The sequence below is a fragment of the Alkalihalophilus lindianensis genome (assembly GCF_032843265.1).
Taxonomy (GTDB): domain Bacteria; phylum Bacillota; class Bacilli; order Bacillales; family Bacillaceae_D; genus Alkalihalophilus; species Alkalihalophilus lindianensis.
This window is the reverse complement of record NZ_JAWJBA010000001.1, coordinates 462,016-475,841: the sequence shown is the minus strand read 5'-3', so window position 1 is coordinate 475,841 and position 13,826 is coordinate 462,016. Positions and strand designations below refer to the sequence as shown.

General features: G+C 39.6%; 17 protein-coding genes. 7 read left to right on the top strand and 10 right to left on the bottom strand.

Annotation, left to right across the window (positions count from 1 at the left end):
* The first annotated feature begins 174 nt into the window (after window positions 1-174).
* The 4 genes from RYX56_RS02670 to RYX56_RS02655 all read left to right on the top strand — a co-directional run bounded on the left by RYX56_RS02670 (window position 175) and on the right by RYX56_RS02655 (window position 3,757).
* The gene (locus RYX56_RS02670) at window positions 175-477 is read left to right on the top strand and encodes a MerR family transcriptional regulator (RefSeq protein ID WP_317120590.1); all 303 of its coding nucleotides are present in this window, start codon (window positions 175-177) and stop codon (window positions 475-477) included.
* 114 nt (window positions 478-591) lie between these two features.
* Window positions 592-1,413 carry a divergent polysaccharide deacetylase family protein gene (locus tag RYX56_RS02665; RefSeq protein ID WP_317120589.1) on the top strand — a complete coding sequence of 274 codons (822 nt, stop codon included), beginning with the start codon at window positions 592-594 and terminating at the stop codon, window positions 1,411-1,413.
* Entirely contained in the window at window positions 1,413-1,982 is a 570-nt protein-coding gene (locus RYX56_RS02660) for a GNAT family N-acetyltransferase (protein ID WP_317120588.1), read from the top strand. The genes RYX56_RS02665 and RYX56_RS02660 overlap by 1 nt, the downstream gene beginning before the upstream one ends.
* Entirely contained in the window at window positions 1,982-3,757 is a 1,776-nt protein-coding gene (locus RYX56_RS02655) for a S8 family peptidase (protein WP_317120587.1), read from the top strand. The genes RYX56_RS02660 and RYX56_RS02655 overlap by 1 nt, the downstream gene beginning before the upstream one ends.
* A 47-nt stretch (window positions 3,758-3,804) precedes the next feature.
* On the opposite strand, the gene RYX56_RS02650 is transcribed toward RYX56_RS02655, so the two are convergent.
* From RYX56_RS02650 to RYX56_RS02610, 9 genes are all read right to left on the bottom strand, one after another.
* Window positions 3,805-4,002 (bottom strand): DUF3906 family protein, encoded by a 198-nt coding sequence (locus RYX56_RS02650; RefSeq protein WP_317120586.1) that lies wholly within the window; start codon window positions 4,000-4,002, stop codon window positions 3,805-3,807.
* Window positions 4,002-5,621 carry a nitrite/sulfite reductase gene (locus RYX56_RS02645; RefSeq protein ID WP_317120585.1) on the bottom strand — a complete coding sequence of 540 codons (1,620 nt, stop codon included), beginning with the start codon at window positions 5,619-5,621 and terminating at the stop codon, window positions 4,002-4,004. The genes RYX56_RS02650 and RYX56_RS02645 overlap by 1 nt, the downstream gene beginning before the upstream one ends.
* 11 nt (window positions 5,622-5,632) lie before the next feature.
* On the bottom strand, window positions 5,633-6,238 hold the full coding sequence (cysC, locus tag RYX56_RS02640; protein WP_317120584.1) for an adenylyl-sulfate kinase: 606 nt from the start codon (window positions 6,236-6,238) through the stop codon (window positions 5,633-5,635).
* Between the two features lie 84 nt (window positions 6,239-6,322).
* Window positions 6,323-7,399: a sulfate permease gene (gene cysP, locus RYX56_RS02635; protein WP_317120583.1), complete on the bottom strand. Its 1,077-nt coding sequence runs from the start codon at window positions 7,397-7,399 to the stop codon at window positions 6,323-6,325.
* A 96-nt stretch (window positions 7,400-7,495) separates the two neighbouring features.
* Window positions 7,496-8,641 carry a sulfate adenylyltransferase gene (gene sat, locus RYX56_RS02630; RefSeq protein WP_317120582.1) on the bottom strand — a complete coding sequence of 382 codons (1,146 nt, stop codon included), beginning with the start codon at window positions 8,639-8,641 and terminating at the stop codon, window positions 7,496-7,498.
* A gap of 26 nt (window positions 8,642-8,667) precedes the next feature.
* Complete coding sequence (locus RYX56_RS02625; RefSeq protein WP_317120581.1) at window positions 8,668-9,393, bottom strand: phosphoadenylyl-sulfate reductase; 726 nt, start codon at window positions 9,391-9,393, stop codon at window positions 8,668-8,670.
* 88 nt (window positions 9,394-9,481) lie between these two features.
* A complete protein-coding gene (locus RYX56_RS02620; RefSeq protein WP_317120580.1) occupies window positions 9,482-9,625 on the bottom strand; it encodes a YezD family protein in 144 nt (47 codons plus the stop codon).
* Between the two features lie 225 nt (window positions 9,626-9,850).
* Window positions 9,851-10,621 (bottom strand): DUF4097 family beta strand repeat-containing protein, encoded by a 771-nt coding sequence (locus RYX56_RS02615; RefSeq protein WP_317120579.1) that lies wholly within the window; start codon window positions 10,619-10,621, stop codon window positions 9,851-9,853.
* Between the two features lie 96 nt (window positions 10,622-10,717).
* Complete coding sequence (locus RYX56_RS02610; protein WP_317120578.1) at window positions 10,718-10,969, bottom strand: hypothetical protein; 252 nt, start codon at window positions 10,967-10,969, stop codon at window positions 10,718-10,720.
* Between the two features lie 160 nt (window positions 10,970-11,129).
* Here RYX56_RS02610 and cbpB point away from each other — a divergent pair, with 160 nt between their 5' ends.
* A complete protein-coding gene (gene cbpB / locus RYX56_RS02605; protein ID WP_317120577.1) occupies window positions 11,130-11,582 on the top strand; it encodes a cyclic-di-AMP-binding protein CbpB in 453 nt (150 codons plus the stop codon).
* Window positions 11,583-11,620: 38 nt separating this feature from the next.
* Window positions 11,621-12,640 (top strand): NADPH dehydrogenase NamA, encoded by a 1,020-nt coding sequence (namA, locus tag RYX56_RS02600; RefSeq protein ID WP_317120576.1) that lies wholly within the window; start codon window positions 11,621-11,623, stop codon window positions 12,638-12,640.
* Window positions 12,641-12,907: 267 nt separating this feature from the next.
* Here the strand turns inward: namA and RYX56_RS02595 are convergent, their stop codons facing one another.
* Entirely contained in the window at window positions 12,908-13,111 is a 204-nt protein-coding gene (locus RYX56_RS02595) for a hypothetical protein (protein WP_317120575.1), read from the bottom strand.
* A gap of 95 nt (window positions 13,112-13,206) precedes the next feature.
* Here RYX56_RS02595 and RYX56_RS02590 point away from each other — a divergent pair, with 95 nt between their 5' ends.
* On the top strand, window positions 13,207-13,812 hold the full coding sequence (locus tag RYX56_RS02590) for a CPBP family intramembrane glutamic endopeptidase (RefSeq protein ID WP_317120574.1): 606 nt from the start codon (window positions 13,207-13,209) through the stop codon (window positions 13,810-13,812).
* Window positions 13,813-13,826: the final 14 nt, after the last annotated feature.

Below are 13,826 nucleotides of genomic sequence, written 5' to 3'. Positions count from 1 at the left end.
TAAAATTTAAAGAGAGTGCAACGACTATTTCATTTTCATTCCCTAGAAGTTAGTATTGAATTTAATTTGTAAGATAATCTAACAAACGCAGTCACACAAGCAAGCTCAATGTGATATAGTATGACAAAAGGTCAGAACATTCTAACTTCACAGTGATTGGTGGGAAGGCATGTCATGTCTTATAAAGATAAAAAAGTAATAACTATTGGGGTTGTGAGTGAACTAACAGGTTTAAGCGAGAGAAAAATACGTTATTATGAAGAGCGAAAATTAATTTATCCAGATCGATCAAAAGGTGGAACTAGAAAATACTCATTTGTCGATGTTGAAAGATTAATCGATATTGCGAACAAAATGGAAGATGGAATGCAAACATTCGAAATTAGAAAACAAGAACAAAAGCTAATGAAAAAGCAGGAAGTACGCGAAAAGATGTTACGAGGGCAGCTTAATGCAGCCTTTAATATTCGAAAATAAGCTCATGTTTGGCTAAAAGCCTGACATGAGTTTTTTTGTTGTAAATTCGTTCATAGAAATCCTCGACGAATGGAACACTATTATCAAAGTACGACTTAGAAAGGAGCTTCATGCATGAGCAAACCTAAAATTCCTCTAATCCTTATCTTAATTGCTACAATCCTTCTCCCCTCCCCCTCAATTGCCGCGTCTGAAGATTGGAAAAAAGTTGCGATTGTGATTGATGACTTTGGTGGAGATGTTAAAGGAGTAGACTCTTTTTTAAAAGGAGATATTCCCATTACCGTGGCCGTTATGCCTTTTTTAGAATATTCGACTGAACAAGCTGAACAAGCCCACCATGCTGGATTAGAAGTCATTATTCACATGCCGCTAGAGCCTAAGAAAGGTAAAGCTTCATGGTTAGGGCCAAAAGGAATTACAAGCGACCTATCGGATGCTGAAGTTCGTAGTCGTGTAGAAGAAGCGATTGAAGATGTCCCTCATGCAGTTGGTCTCAATAACCATATGGGAAGCAAAATCGTTGAGGACGAGCGCATTATGAACGTAATCTTAGATGTTGTAAGAGAACACGGTCTGTATGTCATTGATAGTGGAACAAGCAATAAATCCGTTATTTCAAAGCTTGCAGAATTGAAAAACATTCCCCATTCCACCCGTGATGTGTTCTTAGACGATACGCTTTCCTCAAGGCAGCATGTCTTCAAGCAAATGCAAGTCTTGCAAAAAGTAGCATCAAACGACGGAAATGCAATTGGTATTGGTCATGTAGGTATTAAAGGCGACGAAACAGCAGCAGGTATTCTTTCTTCTTTACGTGAATTCGAGAAAAACAAGATTAAAATCGTTCCAGCATCACACATTATTGATACTGAAATCGACCAAGACCCTACCCACTTTTGGACTCCAACAACACGAGGAAAGGAGGAGGAATAATGACTGTTACACTAGAGCCCTTAATTGTGACCTTTACAGCAAAAGACGATACAGACGTCACGTTACGTCCAGTTCAAAAAAGTGATGCGTATGACATTATAACGTCTGTTGCCTCCATCATTAAAGATGGTACTTACATTCAAAAAGAACGTCCTCGTACATTTGATGAAGAGCATCAATTTATTGAAGAGATGAATGCTAATGACAATATGTACATTGTTGTCGAAGTAGATGGTGTTGCTAGAGGAATTGCCAGGGTTGTCCGTGGTGAGTTAGAAATGAAAAAACATACTGGCATCTTTCGCACCTGGTTGCACGAAGATGCCCAAGGCAAAGGGATAGGTAAAAAAGTTATGGAGTATACCTTTGAGTGGTGCAGAATCCATGACCTTCATAAGTTATGTCTAACCGTATTCGCATCAAATGACGTAGCGATAACTTTATATAAAAAGTATGGATTTGTGACTGAAGGCACCCAAAAGGAACAAGCCTTTTTAAACGGGCAGTATGACGATGAAATCTTTATGGCCTATTTCTTTGAAAACGAACAAAAAAAGGAGCAATTATAATGTGGAGAATGGCAAAAACGGTGGCAATTGTAGCTTTAGTAGGTCTTGCATTAGCTATGATTGGACGAGCATTAATTGATGATAACCAATACGCAATACAACAAAAAGAAATCCCTAAAAAACTCGAAACGAATGCCATGGATCAACTAATGGCGGAGGATTTAGCCCTAACAACCTCGATGTTTTTAAAACAATTATCTGCTCAACTTCAACGATGGGCAGATGCCGATCTATCTGAGGATGAAATACAAAATCGTTTTGAAGAAGAAGTATCAGAACACCCTCACTTCAACGGATTTGCTCTTCTACACAATGACCAAACAGATGTAACCGTTGGTGATATGTCGGTATCTAACCCAAATTTATTAACTCATCACCATATGAGCTCAGAGTTTTCTGATCCGTATGAAGTTGACGGTAAAATGTATATGTTGATGGGCGAAGAGACTAAAGGTGGACAAAAGATTTTAGGTGAGATTGATTTATCATTTGTGAAAGCGTTTATTCGAAACACTGCAGCAGTTGCAGATGCAAGCGGTAACTTCTTTGTCTCAGGTGATAATCCTAATATTGATTGGAAAACCACAGCAGACCTCCCTGAGTCGATACGCTCAGAAACAGTACCTGAACTCGGTTGGCAAATTGCTGTTCAATCAGAACAACCGGAAAAGGAAAAACTAACGTATGTAGAGCATCAAGCAGTTATTAAATTTAAACGACCTCAATCTAACTTTACGTGGTTTGATGACCACCCAGACTTAGATGTTGTTAGGCAAAATGATCCATTTTATGTTGTAGAAAATGACAAAGAATCAACGGAAACACTAATTAAGAGGTTGCAACGTGATTACGACCTTGCTTTTGTTGAACCAAACTATGTGTTTTCACAAACTGGCACGACTGCATTATCAACTGTACCGAATGATGAGTTCTTTGCTCCTTACCAATGGAATCTTGAGCAAATAGAAATGAGTGAAGGCTGGAACCTATCAGGTGGAGATGATGTGACGATTGCCATTTTAGATACAGGGGTAGATCCAGATCACCAAGATCTTAAGGACAAATTACTTACAGGATTCAATGCTTTTGACGACTCCTCTGACCACTCAGACGCTCATGGTCATGGGACACATGTTGCCGGGGTTGCTGCAGCACTTACGAACAATGTGACAGGAATTGCAGGCGTCTCATGGAATAGTAACATCCTGCCTGTCAAAGTGTTGAATGATAACGGAGAAGGTTCGTCCTATGAAGTCGCAAAAGGAATTTATTGGGCTGTAGATAACGGTGCAGATGTGATTAACATGAGCTTAGGTGATTATTATCATGCTGATGTATTACAAGACGCAGTTCGTTACGCTTACGAGAATGATGTCGTACTCATCGCCGCTTCTGGAAATGACAATGTTCAAGATCCAATGTATCCAGCGCAATATGAGGAAGTTTTAACCGTTGCCGCAGTAGATGACTCGAGAAACCGAGCTTTCTTCTCGAACTATGGTCAACATATTGATGTAGCAGCACCAGGAGCTCATATTCCGAGCTTATTTCCAAACAATCAGTATACCGTAATGTCTGGTACATCAATGGCAGCACCGCACGTAGCTGGTCTAGCTGGCCTCGTACGAGCGATGCGACCTGACTTATCGGTTGAGCAAGTATATGAAGTCATTCGTAATTCAGCTAGGGATCTCGGAACAGAAGGACATGACGAATATTATGGTCATGGTGAAATTGATGTTGCAGGTACTCTGCAATCATTAGCAGGCAATTAACAAAAAAACACGGTAAGCATCCAAGCTCGCTTACCGTGTTTTTACTATTAAGAGATAACAAACCCCGTCGCTTTATGGACCGCTTTTCGCTCTAATAAAGTAACTTCATTGATCTCTGGTAATTTCAAATAATGCTTCTCTACTTCTATTTCAGCCACTCTAAATGCTTCTTCTTCACTTTGTGCAATGACAACGACTTGATCAGTTGTTTCGGTCGTCTCTACTTCAAAACGATACAGTTGCATTAAGCAACACCTAAGATTTCATCAAGAGCTTTTTGAAGAGCCTCTATGCCTACTCTTTGTTTGAAGTCAAAGAAGAATTCATTTGGTTCTTTATTCTCTTCAAAGTAACGTAAGAATGCAGCAAGAGCAGGAGCCAATTCCTCTGCTTCTACTTTCCCTTTTAATTTTTCGTTAAATTGGGCAACGTCCTTCTCAAGTGTTCCACCGACATAAAATTCAAACGCTTCAACCATCCGTTTATCTTTTGTTTTCATTTTCACACCTTGGAAGCCGATATCAGCAATTTGACGTTGTCCACATGCATTTGGGCAACCGATCATGTGTATGCGAACCGGTACATCAATGGAGATATGCTCATCTAAATACTCAGCAACACGACGCATTCTTTCCTTTGTCTCAACGAGAGCTAAGTTACAGTATTCAATCCCTGTACAGGAAACCGCATAGCCGATGAAATTCTTAGGTTCGAGTTTAATACGTTCAAATAAAGGCTCAGCTAGGAGTGCCTCTGTCTTTTCATTTGGAACATTAGGAATAATGAGGTTTTGAGAGTTACATGTACGTATTTCGCCATTTCCATACTCTCGAGCGATTCTCGCTAAATCAAACCATTCATCTGAACTCATTCGACCAACTGGAACATTAAAGCCTACATAATTTAGGCCTTCTTGTTTTTGAGGTTGAACCCCGTAGAAGAAGCCACCGTTCCACTTTTCTGTTTTGTCTATCCCTTTTGAAGGAAGATCACCTGTATATTCAAATAATTTCTCTTTGAATTTCTCAACGCCCCAATCTGCTATTAAGAACTTAAGACGTGCACGATGACGCTTTTCACGGTAACCAAAATCACGATAAATCGTCGTAATTGCAATCGCTACTTCTTTAAGACGTTGAGGTTCAACAAACACATCAAGTTCTTGGGCTAAATATGGCTTGGCACTTAATCCGCCTCCGACTTTTACATGGAAGCCGATTACTTCTTTGCCGTCCATCTCTTTTACAGCTGGTGTAAACGCTACACAGTTAATACGGTCGTGACCAGCATTGTGTATATTACTCGAGATCGACATTTTGTATTTACGTGGCAAGTTTGAAAAGTCTGGATTACGCTGGAAAAAGCGATAAACATCCTCAACAATTTCTCTTGTATCATATAATTCATTAGGGTCAACACCAGCAAGTGGATTTCCCATAATTGTTCGAGGAATATCCCCACAGGCTCCGACAGATGACAATCCGACACGATCAAGACGATTAAAAATGTCTGGAAGCTCCTCAATCCGTAACCAGTGGTATTGAATCGCTTGTCGTGTCGTAATATCAATCACATCACGACCGTAATCACGACCAATACCAGCAATGACTTCGGCCTGTTCATTTGTAATGAATCCAGATGGAATATTCACCCGCATCATGAAGTACCCATCTTCTTTAGGCTTTTGCAAATAAAGCCCTGCCCATTTAAATAAACTCCACTCTTCTTTGGGGATCGAGTCAAATCCTTCTTTCGCAAAACGGTCAATGTCATTTAGAATGTCGAGGCCGTCTTTTCTTAATTTCAAATGTTCATCTTTATTTAGTTTTTCGGACTTATTTGCCCAGAATTTTTCATAAGCCACTTGTCTACCTCCTACAAGATATTGCGATTTGATAAATACGTGATGATTTCCTCAACTGACTCTTCTACAGAAAGTCGCCCCGTATCAATTGTTAATTCAGCTTGATCAGGTTCTTCATACGGAGAACTAATCCCTGTAAATTCTGGAATCTCACCAGTACGAGCTTTTTTGTATAACCCTTTTGGATCACGCTCTTCACATGTTTCAAGAGGAGCCTGAACATAAATTTCGATAAATTCACCATCAGCTACAAGATGACGAACTTTGTCTCGATCTTCTTTAAAAGGAGAAATAAATGCAGTACAGACAATAGAACCAGCATCTACAAACAGCTTTGCTACTTCCCCAATTCGTCTAATATTTTCTTTTCGATCCTCATCACTAAAGCCTAATCCCTTATTTAAACCATGACGGACATTATCTCCGTCTAGGATATAGCTACTTAAACCTCGCTTAAATAATTCCTGTTCAAGCGCATTTGCTAAAGTTGATTTCCCTGCACCAGATAATCCGGTAAACCAAAGGATCGCACTACGATGTCCATTTCTTTTCTGACGTTGTTCTTTGGTAATTGCAACTTCATGCCAGACAATATTTTTCATTTCTTGATTCGACATTTTCCCACCATCCTACATTAATTTGATAGAATTACTATGTTTTAAGAAAGACTTGAAGAAAGGTTCTGTCAATCATATATTCTGTTAAATCCCGCCACCTTCATCATACGTAGTACGTCGTTCTTCTCTCGTTGAAATATAAAGGCTAATGGAACCTATTGTGGCTAAGAATACACTGACTATAACAAAAAATGTATAATAATCAGCCTGTCTAAATAGCAGGATCAATCCATAACTCATCACTAGAGAAAATACAGGTGAGACAACCCACACTTTCACAATCTGCTTCAGTATACTTTTTTGCCATAATTTAAATCCGCTTTTAGCTGTACCGATTCCAACTATCGCTCCTGTCGTTACTTGTGTTAATGGCACCGGTAACCCAAACATCGAAGCGACAATTACTAGCCCTCCACCTGTTATTGAGACGGTACTACCTTGTAATAAAGAGAGACGAGTAATCTTTTTCCCATTCGTTTCAAGAACCTTCCCGCCTAAAAGAATGGCTCCTAATGCGACAAATGCACCTCCGTATAGTACCGCTGATGTCACATCAATCAACCCTGCACCAACAAGTGGTCCTACTGCATTGGCAACATTATTCATTCCTGCTGCAAAGGCTTCAAGACACCCACAAATTATAAGGAGGAGAACAAGTGGTTTACGCCACTTCCCTTTCCCTGTTAAATGAGGCCACTTCTCTTCCACCCTCTTCACGATATGACCTGAAGCAAAAGCAACGATAAAGGCGACGATCGGGACAATTACCCAGAATGAAACGATAATGATTAACCGATCAAAATAGAGTGCTTGATAAGCAATACCAGCTCCAACAATAGCCCCTACTACAACCTCACTCGTTGATAATGGAATACCAATTAAGTTCGCAATAAATAAGGTTAAACATGCTGAAGCCAAAATAATAATAACCAGTTCAACATCAACAATGTTAGCTGGGATGATGCCACTTCCGATCGTTCGAACGACTTCGCCACCAGCCAATGCCCCCAAGAAGGCAAAGACCCCGACAAGAATCATTGCTATGCGTTTATTGGGTACTGCTCCACTTCCATAAGCCGGCCCCATCGCGGCAGCTGTGCCACTTGCTCCAATATTCATTGCGAAGAAAAAAGCAATACTAAATGCTACAATCGTCAGCATTTCTGCTCACCTACTTTCCTATTTCATATCACACAAAGCAGGATTGTCTGATCGTTCAATCAGACAACGACGACTGCTCAAATCAAAACGTATCGATTAAGCATGAACTTGTTTTTGCATGCCTTTAATTAAAACCTCTACAACTTCTTTGCGACTAAACTCAGGAGGAGGCGTGATTCCATTGCTTAACATTTCTCTCACTTTTGTTCCTGATAGAATCATATGATCTTCTTTTCCATGAGGGCATGTTTTGGTGGAAGCCATATTTCCGCACGCTTTGCAATAAAAGCTATGCTCGAAAAATAAAGGCGTAATTCCCAGCTCATCTTCTGTGAAATGATTGAAGATCAACTGAGCATCGTACGTGCCATAGTAATCACCAACACCCGCATGATCACGCCCTACAATAAAGTGCGTGCATCCATAGTTTTTACGAACTAAAGCATGGAATACGGCTTCTCTAGGTCCTGCATAACGCATCGCTGCTGGAAAGACTGCTAGAAACACACGATCTTTTGGGTAATATTTTTCTAATAGCACTTCATAACTTTCCATTCGAACATCTGCTGGAATATCATCTGATTTGGTATCTCCAACTAAAGGATTTAAAAATAATCCGTCTACAATTTCGAGAGCCGTTTTTTGGATGTATTCGTGTGCACGATGCACAGGGTTACGTGTTTGGAAGCCAACTACACGTTTCCAACCAAGATCATCAAATGTCGCTCGTGTATCTTTAGGGTCTAGATGATAGGATTGAAAGCGACCACGCTCAACTCGTTTCATTAATGTAATCGGTCCTGCTACGTAAATAGACGGGCGGTCAAGAAGCTTTTTTACACCTGGGTGGTTAAGGTCGGTTGTTTGGTACACATTCTGCGCTTCTACTTGTTTATTAGGTTCATAGATTTCACTAACACCTATTGTTCCGTAGACTTCACCTTCAAATGTTAATTTGACAGGCTCTCCGATGGACAATTCATCCGCAACTTCTGGGGTTACTGGAAGTGTGATCGGGATACTCCAAACTGTGCCGTCCTTTAATCTCATCTCATTAACAACTGATTGATAATCTTCACTTCCTAAGAAACCTGTTAATGGACTGAAGGCTCCAATCCCAATTAGTTCTAAATCTGATAAAGCAAAAGAATCTAACTCAATCTCTTTAGTAATGGAATCAAGTTCGATATTTGGTTCAAAACGGTTAATAAGTGTTCCTCCGTGTGGGGTAATCGTTGACATAGGTTATTCCTCCTTGATTTATCAGGTTATTTTTTGGGTTGATTGTTAAGATGCAATCCACATTCTGTTTTCTGTGTGCCTGCCCACCTGCCACTACGAGGATCTTCTCCTGGCAATACAGCTTTTGTACAGTATTCACAGCCAATACTCGGAAAATTCTGATCATGAAGGGCGTTATAGGACAATTGATGTAACTTAATGTACATCCAGATTTCTTCTTCCGTCCAATGAATCAACGGGCAAACTTTTATCGATTTAAAACGATCATCTCGATTAATGAATTGTGTATTCGCACGAGTGGGTGACTGTTCTCTTCTTAGCCCTGAAATCCATGCTCGATGTTTACTTAAAACACCTTCTAATGGGGTTAATTTTCTAATTTGACAACATAGGTCGGGGTTAGTTTTCCATAGGACTTCCCCATATTCACTTGCTTGCTCAATTGGTGTTAATGATGGTTTGATTAATTCTATCTGAAGCTCAGGATACCTATTCTTCACCTTTTCAATTAGCTCATAGGTTTCTTTAAAATGAAAATCTGTATCTAAGAAGATGATTTTTGCATCTTTTTTCACCTTGCTAATGAGATCAATTAACACCATCCCCTCCGCTCCAAAGCTACAGGAATAAACTAGCTCATCACCAAATGTAGCAAATGCCCACTTTAATACATCTAGGCTATCTTTTTGATTTAGCTGCTCGTTCCATCCTTTATAATCTGCATCTTCTAATGTTTGATAAGAAATTGACAAATTGAGTCCCTCCTTTTGCAACAAAACAGCGACATTCAAAAAGAGAGAATCTCTTTGAATGCCGCCTCTAGTTTGTCTAGTCAGCTGCTCATTTTAATCGTTGTTTTTCATTTTTCTCAAGCTGAATGATTTTTCCATCTTGCACCACAATCGTTACAGATCCATATTTCAAATCCTTTAACATTTCTTGTAAACGATCGCTAAGGAGTTGCCATTCTGAGTGTCTATCCATATTGACCTCCTTTTTCTTCCTAGGAGAACTTTAATTCCTTGTATTTTGATATGAATTATTAGTTTAATAGTATTCTATCCATCATTCCCCAAATTGTCAACGCTCGATCGAACTTTTTTGAAAAAATAGGCTTATCTATTTTTTTCTTACATACAAAAAAACTGCATCTCCAATTGTTAGTGGTGTCTAACAATTGAGATGCAGTTCATGTTTACAACTTTGTCGTTAAGGTGTGATGACCTCACCTGATATACCGTCTAGCTCAAGCTTTCCTCCGCGAGTCTCTAAAATGGTTACATCTCCATCAACTGCTAATATTTCAACATCACCGCTACCACTTCGTAAAGTGATATTTCCGCTATGATCATTAATGCCGACATCACCAGAACCCGCTGTAAGTGAAAGATCTCCAGTCGATTCTTGAATGGTCGTTGCCCCTGAATTGATGTTAAGCTGCAACTTTCCGTCTATTCTTTCAAATGTAGCCTTTCCAGCTCCGTCTGTTAACCTTACATCACCCGTTACATCCGTAATTGTAAGGGCGCCAGAACCATGTTGGATCTCTAAGTCACTTTGAAAGTTGGAAACGATTAATCCCCCTTCATTTTGACGATACTGTATTGGATAATTTGAAGGGGTCCGAATATCAAGGTGGATATTGGCCTGTTCTTTTTCAGAACCTCTCCGAATAGAAGTAACAAGCTTTGCTACCTCTCCCTCACTCTCAAGTGAAATGGATGTATTCGACTGATAGAAAGTCTCTGCTTCTTCTAATTCTTCACCAAGTACCTCATATCTGACATCGACAATAATCTCTTCTAGACCCTCTTCACCAGTAATCGTCACTTCACCCTCATCATGCATCACTTCTAATGAACGATGACCCTCCACTGGAAGAGTAAATGTTTCTTCTTCTACAAATGTGACTAGATTACAGCCCGTTAACACAACAGCCACCACTATGCCCACCATTACCTTATTAACTATTTGCTTCATCTTTAATTAATCGCTCCATTCTATCTAATACCACTCCATCTAGTGTAGCCCAATCATAGCTATAAGTCATTAGAAGGCGCTCAATAGTTAGGAAGTTCACGATTTGTTCAAGATTTTTGGGAAAGCTAATACTTGTGCCGGCCTTTGATTAATAAAATTCTCTTCAATTTTATATCCTTCTTTTTCCCGTTTTTGAAATGTCCTTTTTGAAATCGGTCTTGGCGTCGACCAACTTAATGATTGAATGTTATTCCAAGAATCATGTGTGATCAACTCACTTTTATAGAAATACTGATTCCCAGAAGGATAGGTTTTACAGATGTATTTTACCGTTTGTTTTGAATGCATTAGACCACACCTTTTTTGCTTAATAGTGTAGCCATATCAATGGTTTTCCATACTTTTTTAAGCAATAAAAAAGTGCTGTTTCGTTGACAATATTCCATTCCCACTAGTAGGATAGAAGTGTTGTGATGTTTTCCAAATCCTAGATAAAGAAGTGATTAAGATGATCCAGCATTTAAAAAATAAGCCTCTGTCAGATGAAGAGATTTTCGACATGCTTATTCCTAGTGAAAAAGTAGCTCACGTTCAACTTGCAAACCCACTAGAGCACGCTCTCCTTGTTCTAATTAAATCAGGTTACACTGCGATCCCTGTACTTGATCCTTCCTTTAAACTACATGGATTAATAAGTAAATCTTTAATTTTAGATTCGTTACTTGGACTTGAACAAATTGAAATGGATCGATTAGCGGAGAAAAATGTTGGTGATGTAATGGAGCAGAATGTGCCGACCATTTACATCCATGAAACATTTGCTAAAGCGTTAACACTCGTGATTAACCATCCGTTCATCTGTGTTCTAGACGAGGAACAATCCTTTATCGCCCTTTTAACTAGAAGGTCGATCCTGGCTTTAGTAAGTAAATATTTACATCAAGTAGAAGCAAGTAATTAATTTCTTGCCTACACCTGACACTAAAGGAGACGATACAATTGAGCCGAATGCTTTTTAGCCCTTATACAATAAAAAATGTAACGATTAAAAATCGAATTGTGATGTCACCGATGTGTATGTACTCTAGTGACACAAAAGACGGCCATACAAGGCCTTTCCACCTTGCTCATTATGAAGCGAGATCAATCGGACAAGTCGGACTGGTGATGATTGAAGCTACTGCAGTAGATCCACAAGGTCGTATTTCTGACCAGGACCTTGGTATTTGGGATGATGACCATATCGAGGGATTGCAGAAGGTCGTTTCACGCATTCAAGCACATGGTGCCAAAGCTGCTATTCAACTCGCTCACGCTGGGCGTAAAGCAATGGTCGATGGTGATATTTTTGCCCCATCAGCTATTGCTTTTCAAGAAGATATGCGTACTCCAAAAGAAATGACACAAACGAAGATTGAAGAGACGATTGAAGCCTTTAAAAATGGTGCTACCCGTGCCAAAAAAGCAGGCTTTGATGTCATTGAATTACACGGTGCACATGGTTATTTAATCAATGAGTTTCTCTCACCATTAACCAATAAACGTAAAGATGAGTATGGAGGAGATCTTAAAGGTCGCTACATGTTCCTTCGTAACATTATCGACGTAGTGAAAACCGTATGGGATGGTCCGTTATTGATTCGATTATCTGCAGCCGAATATGCAGAAGGTGGCAACACGATAGAGGACTTTGTTCAACTAGGACAATGGTTAAAAGAGCAAGGAATTGATTTAATTGATTGCAGTTCGGGGGCTGTTGTTCCAGCGAAGATCCCTGTATTCCCAGGTTATCAAGTTAAATATGCTGAAACGATTCGAAGAGAAGCTGATATTCCTACAGGTGCAGTCGGAATGATTACTTCTGGCCTTCAAGCTGAAGAAATTTTGCGGAATGAACGCGCTGACCTTATCTTTATTGGCCGTGAATTATTGCGTAACCCTTATTGGGCTCGCCAAGCAGCCCTTGAGTTAAACACCGAGATAGAAGCTCCAACCCCCTATAAACGAGGCTGGAATTAAGCAAGAAGCCCGAGTGATATATTATCACTCGGGCTTCTTCTCTGATAGAAAATGCAATTGTACGGCTTTTTCACGACCAGTAAACATCTTCTTAAGTGCTGATTTTAATATAATTGAAGGCAAAACAGATTGTATTTCTACTGTATCCTTCATAAGCGTATGATTGGGTTGGCTTACATAAGCATGTTTATGGCGCCAAGAGTGAATTGGATAAGGAACCTTTACCCCTACATCGATAAAATACTCGAGCAGTTTCACCTCTTCGATTTAGGAGTGCCAATTGGCTTTAATCGGACCAAAACCGATTTTCATTTGGATGGTATTTCCTTCACTTGTCAACGGGTTAGAATGGAGGGTAATGGTTGGAAAATCGGTTATTTTAACAAGGTTTTCCGCGGTGAAAAAAAAAGACCACACCTCTTCAAGTCGAGCTTCTACTTTCGTTTCATGGGTAAACAAGTAAGTATTCATCGTGATCGCCCCTTGATTAGTATTTATTTAGTATAATCAGAAGAACAGATTCATACAAATAACTAGCTTCATCGCTTCGAAAGGACGTTTTTATCGTGCGCATTGCTCAGACCACAGTAGTTGGATATGTATTAGCTGTATTCCTACTCTTTATGAGTTTTTCATGGCAACCGTTTGATTTTTGGATACTATTTCCTGTATCGCTCTCTATTTTAACAATCTATGCGTGGCTTACTACTAAAATGGATATTTCTATTCCTACTACAGGTGGGATCATACTTGGCGTTGGGAGCGGGATTGGTCTTTATGTACTATTCGCTTGTGGAAAATGGTTCATCGAGGTATCTGGACTCCCATTGATGGAGCAACTTCAATCTCTATATACTTTAGTCCAACCGACGACTTCCTTTCACTATGTTTGGTTGTTTTTAATTATCATCCCTGGTGAAGAATGGTTTTGGCGAGGCTTCCTCGTAAAACGTCTGCTTGTTAAAAACACACCATTAAAAGCAGCTCTTATTGGAACTGGGTTGTATGCGCTCGCTCATGTATTTGCCGGAAGTATTCTACTCTTCTTAGCTGCCTTGATTGCTGGTTTCGTATGGGCCTGCATTTATGTCAAAACAAGGAACCTTTGGGTCGCGATCCTCTCCCATTTAGTGTTTGACTTGTTTTTATTACTGCTATTTCCACTCTTATAAATGAAGAAAAGACC

Excerpts from the sequence above, each read along its gene's own strand:
- RYX56_RS02670 (WP_317120590.1), top strand. The coding sequence starts at position 175 with ATGTCTTATAAAGATAAAAAAGTAATAACTATTGGGGTTGTGAGTGAA.
- RYX56_RS02665 (WP_317120589.1), top strand. The coding sequence starts at position 592 with ATGAGCAAACCTAAAATTCCTCTAATCCTTATCTTAATTGCTACAATC.
- RYX56_RS02660 (WP_317120588.1), top strand. The coding sequence starts at position 1,413 with ATGACTGTTACACTAGAGCCCTTAATTGTGACCTTTACAGCAAAAGAC.
- RYX56_RS02655 (WP_317120587.1), top strand. The coding sequence starts at position 1,982 with ATGTGGAGAATGGCAAAAACGGTGGCAATTGTAGCTTTAGTAGGTCTT.
- RYX56_RS02650 (WP_317120586.1), bottom strand. The coding sequence starts at position 4,002 with ATGCAACTGTATCGTTTTGAAGTAGAGACGACCGAAACAACTGATCAA.
- cysC (WP_317120584.1), bottom strand. The coding sequence starts at position 6,238 with ATGTCGAATCAAGAAATGAAAAATATTGTCTGGCATGAAGTTGCAATT.
- cysP (WP_317120583.1), bottom strand. The coding sequence starts at position 7,399 with ATGCTGACGATTGTAGCATTTAGTATTGCTTTTTTCTTCGCAATGAAT.
- sat (WP_317120582.1), bottom strand. The coding sequence starts at position 8,641 with ATGTCAACGATTACCCCACACGGAGGAACACTTATTAACCGTTTTGAA.
- RYX56_RS02620 (WP_317120580.1), bottom strand. The coding sequence starts at position 9,625 with ATGGATAGACACTCAGAATGGCAACTCCTTAGCGATCGTTTACAAGAA.
- RYX56_RS02615 (WP_317120579.1), bottom strand. The coding sequence starts at position 10,621 with ATGAAGCAAATAGTTAATAAGGTAATGGTGGGCATAGTGGTGGCTGTT.
- RYX56_RS02610 (WP_317120578.1), bottom strand. The coding sequence starts at position 10,969 with ATGCATTCAAAACAAACGGTAAAATACATCTGTAAAACCTATCCTTCT.
- cbpB (WP_317120577.1), top strand. The coding sequence starts at position 11,130 with ATGATCCAGCATTTAAAAAATAAGCCTCTGTCAGATGAAGAGATTTTC.
- RYX56_RS02595 (WP_317120575.1), bottom strand. The coding sequence starts at position 13,111 with ATGAATACTTACTTGTTTACCCATGAAACGAAAGTAGAAGCTCGACTT.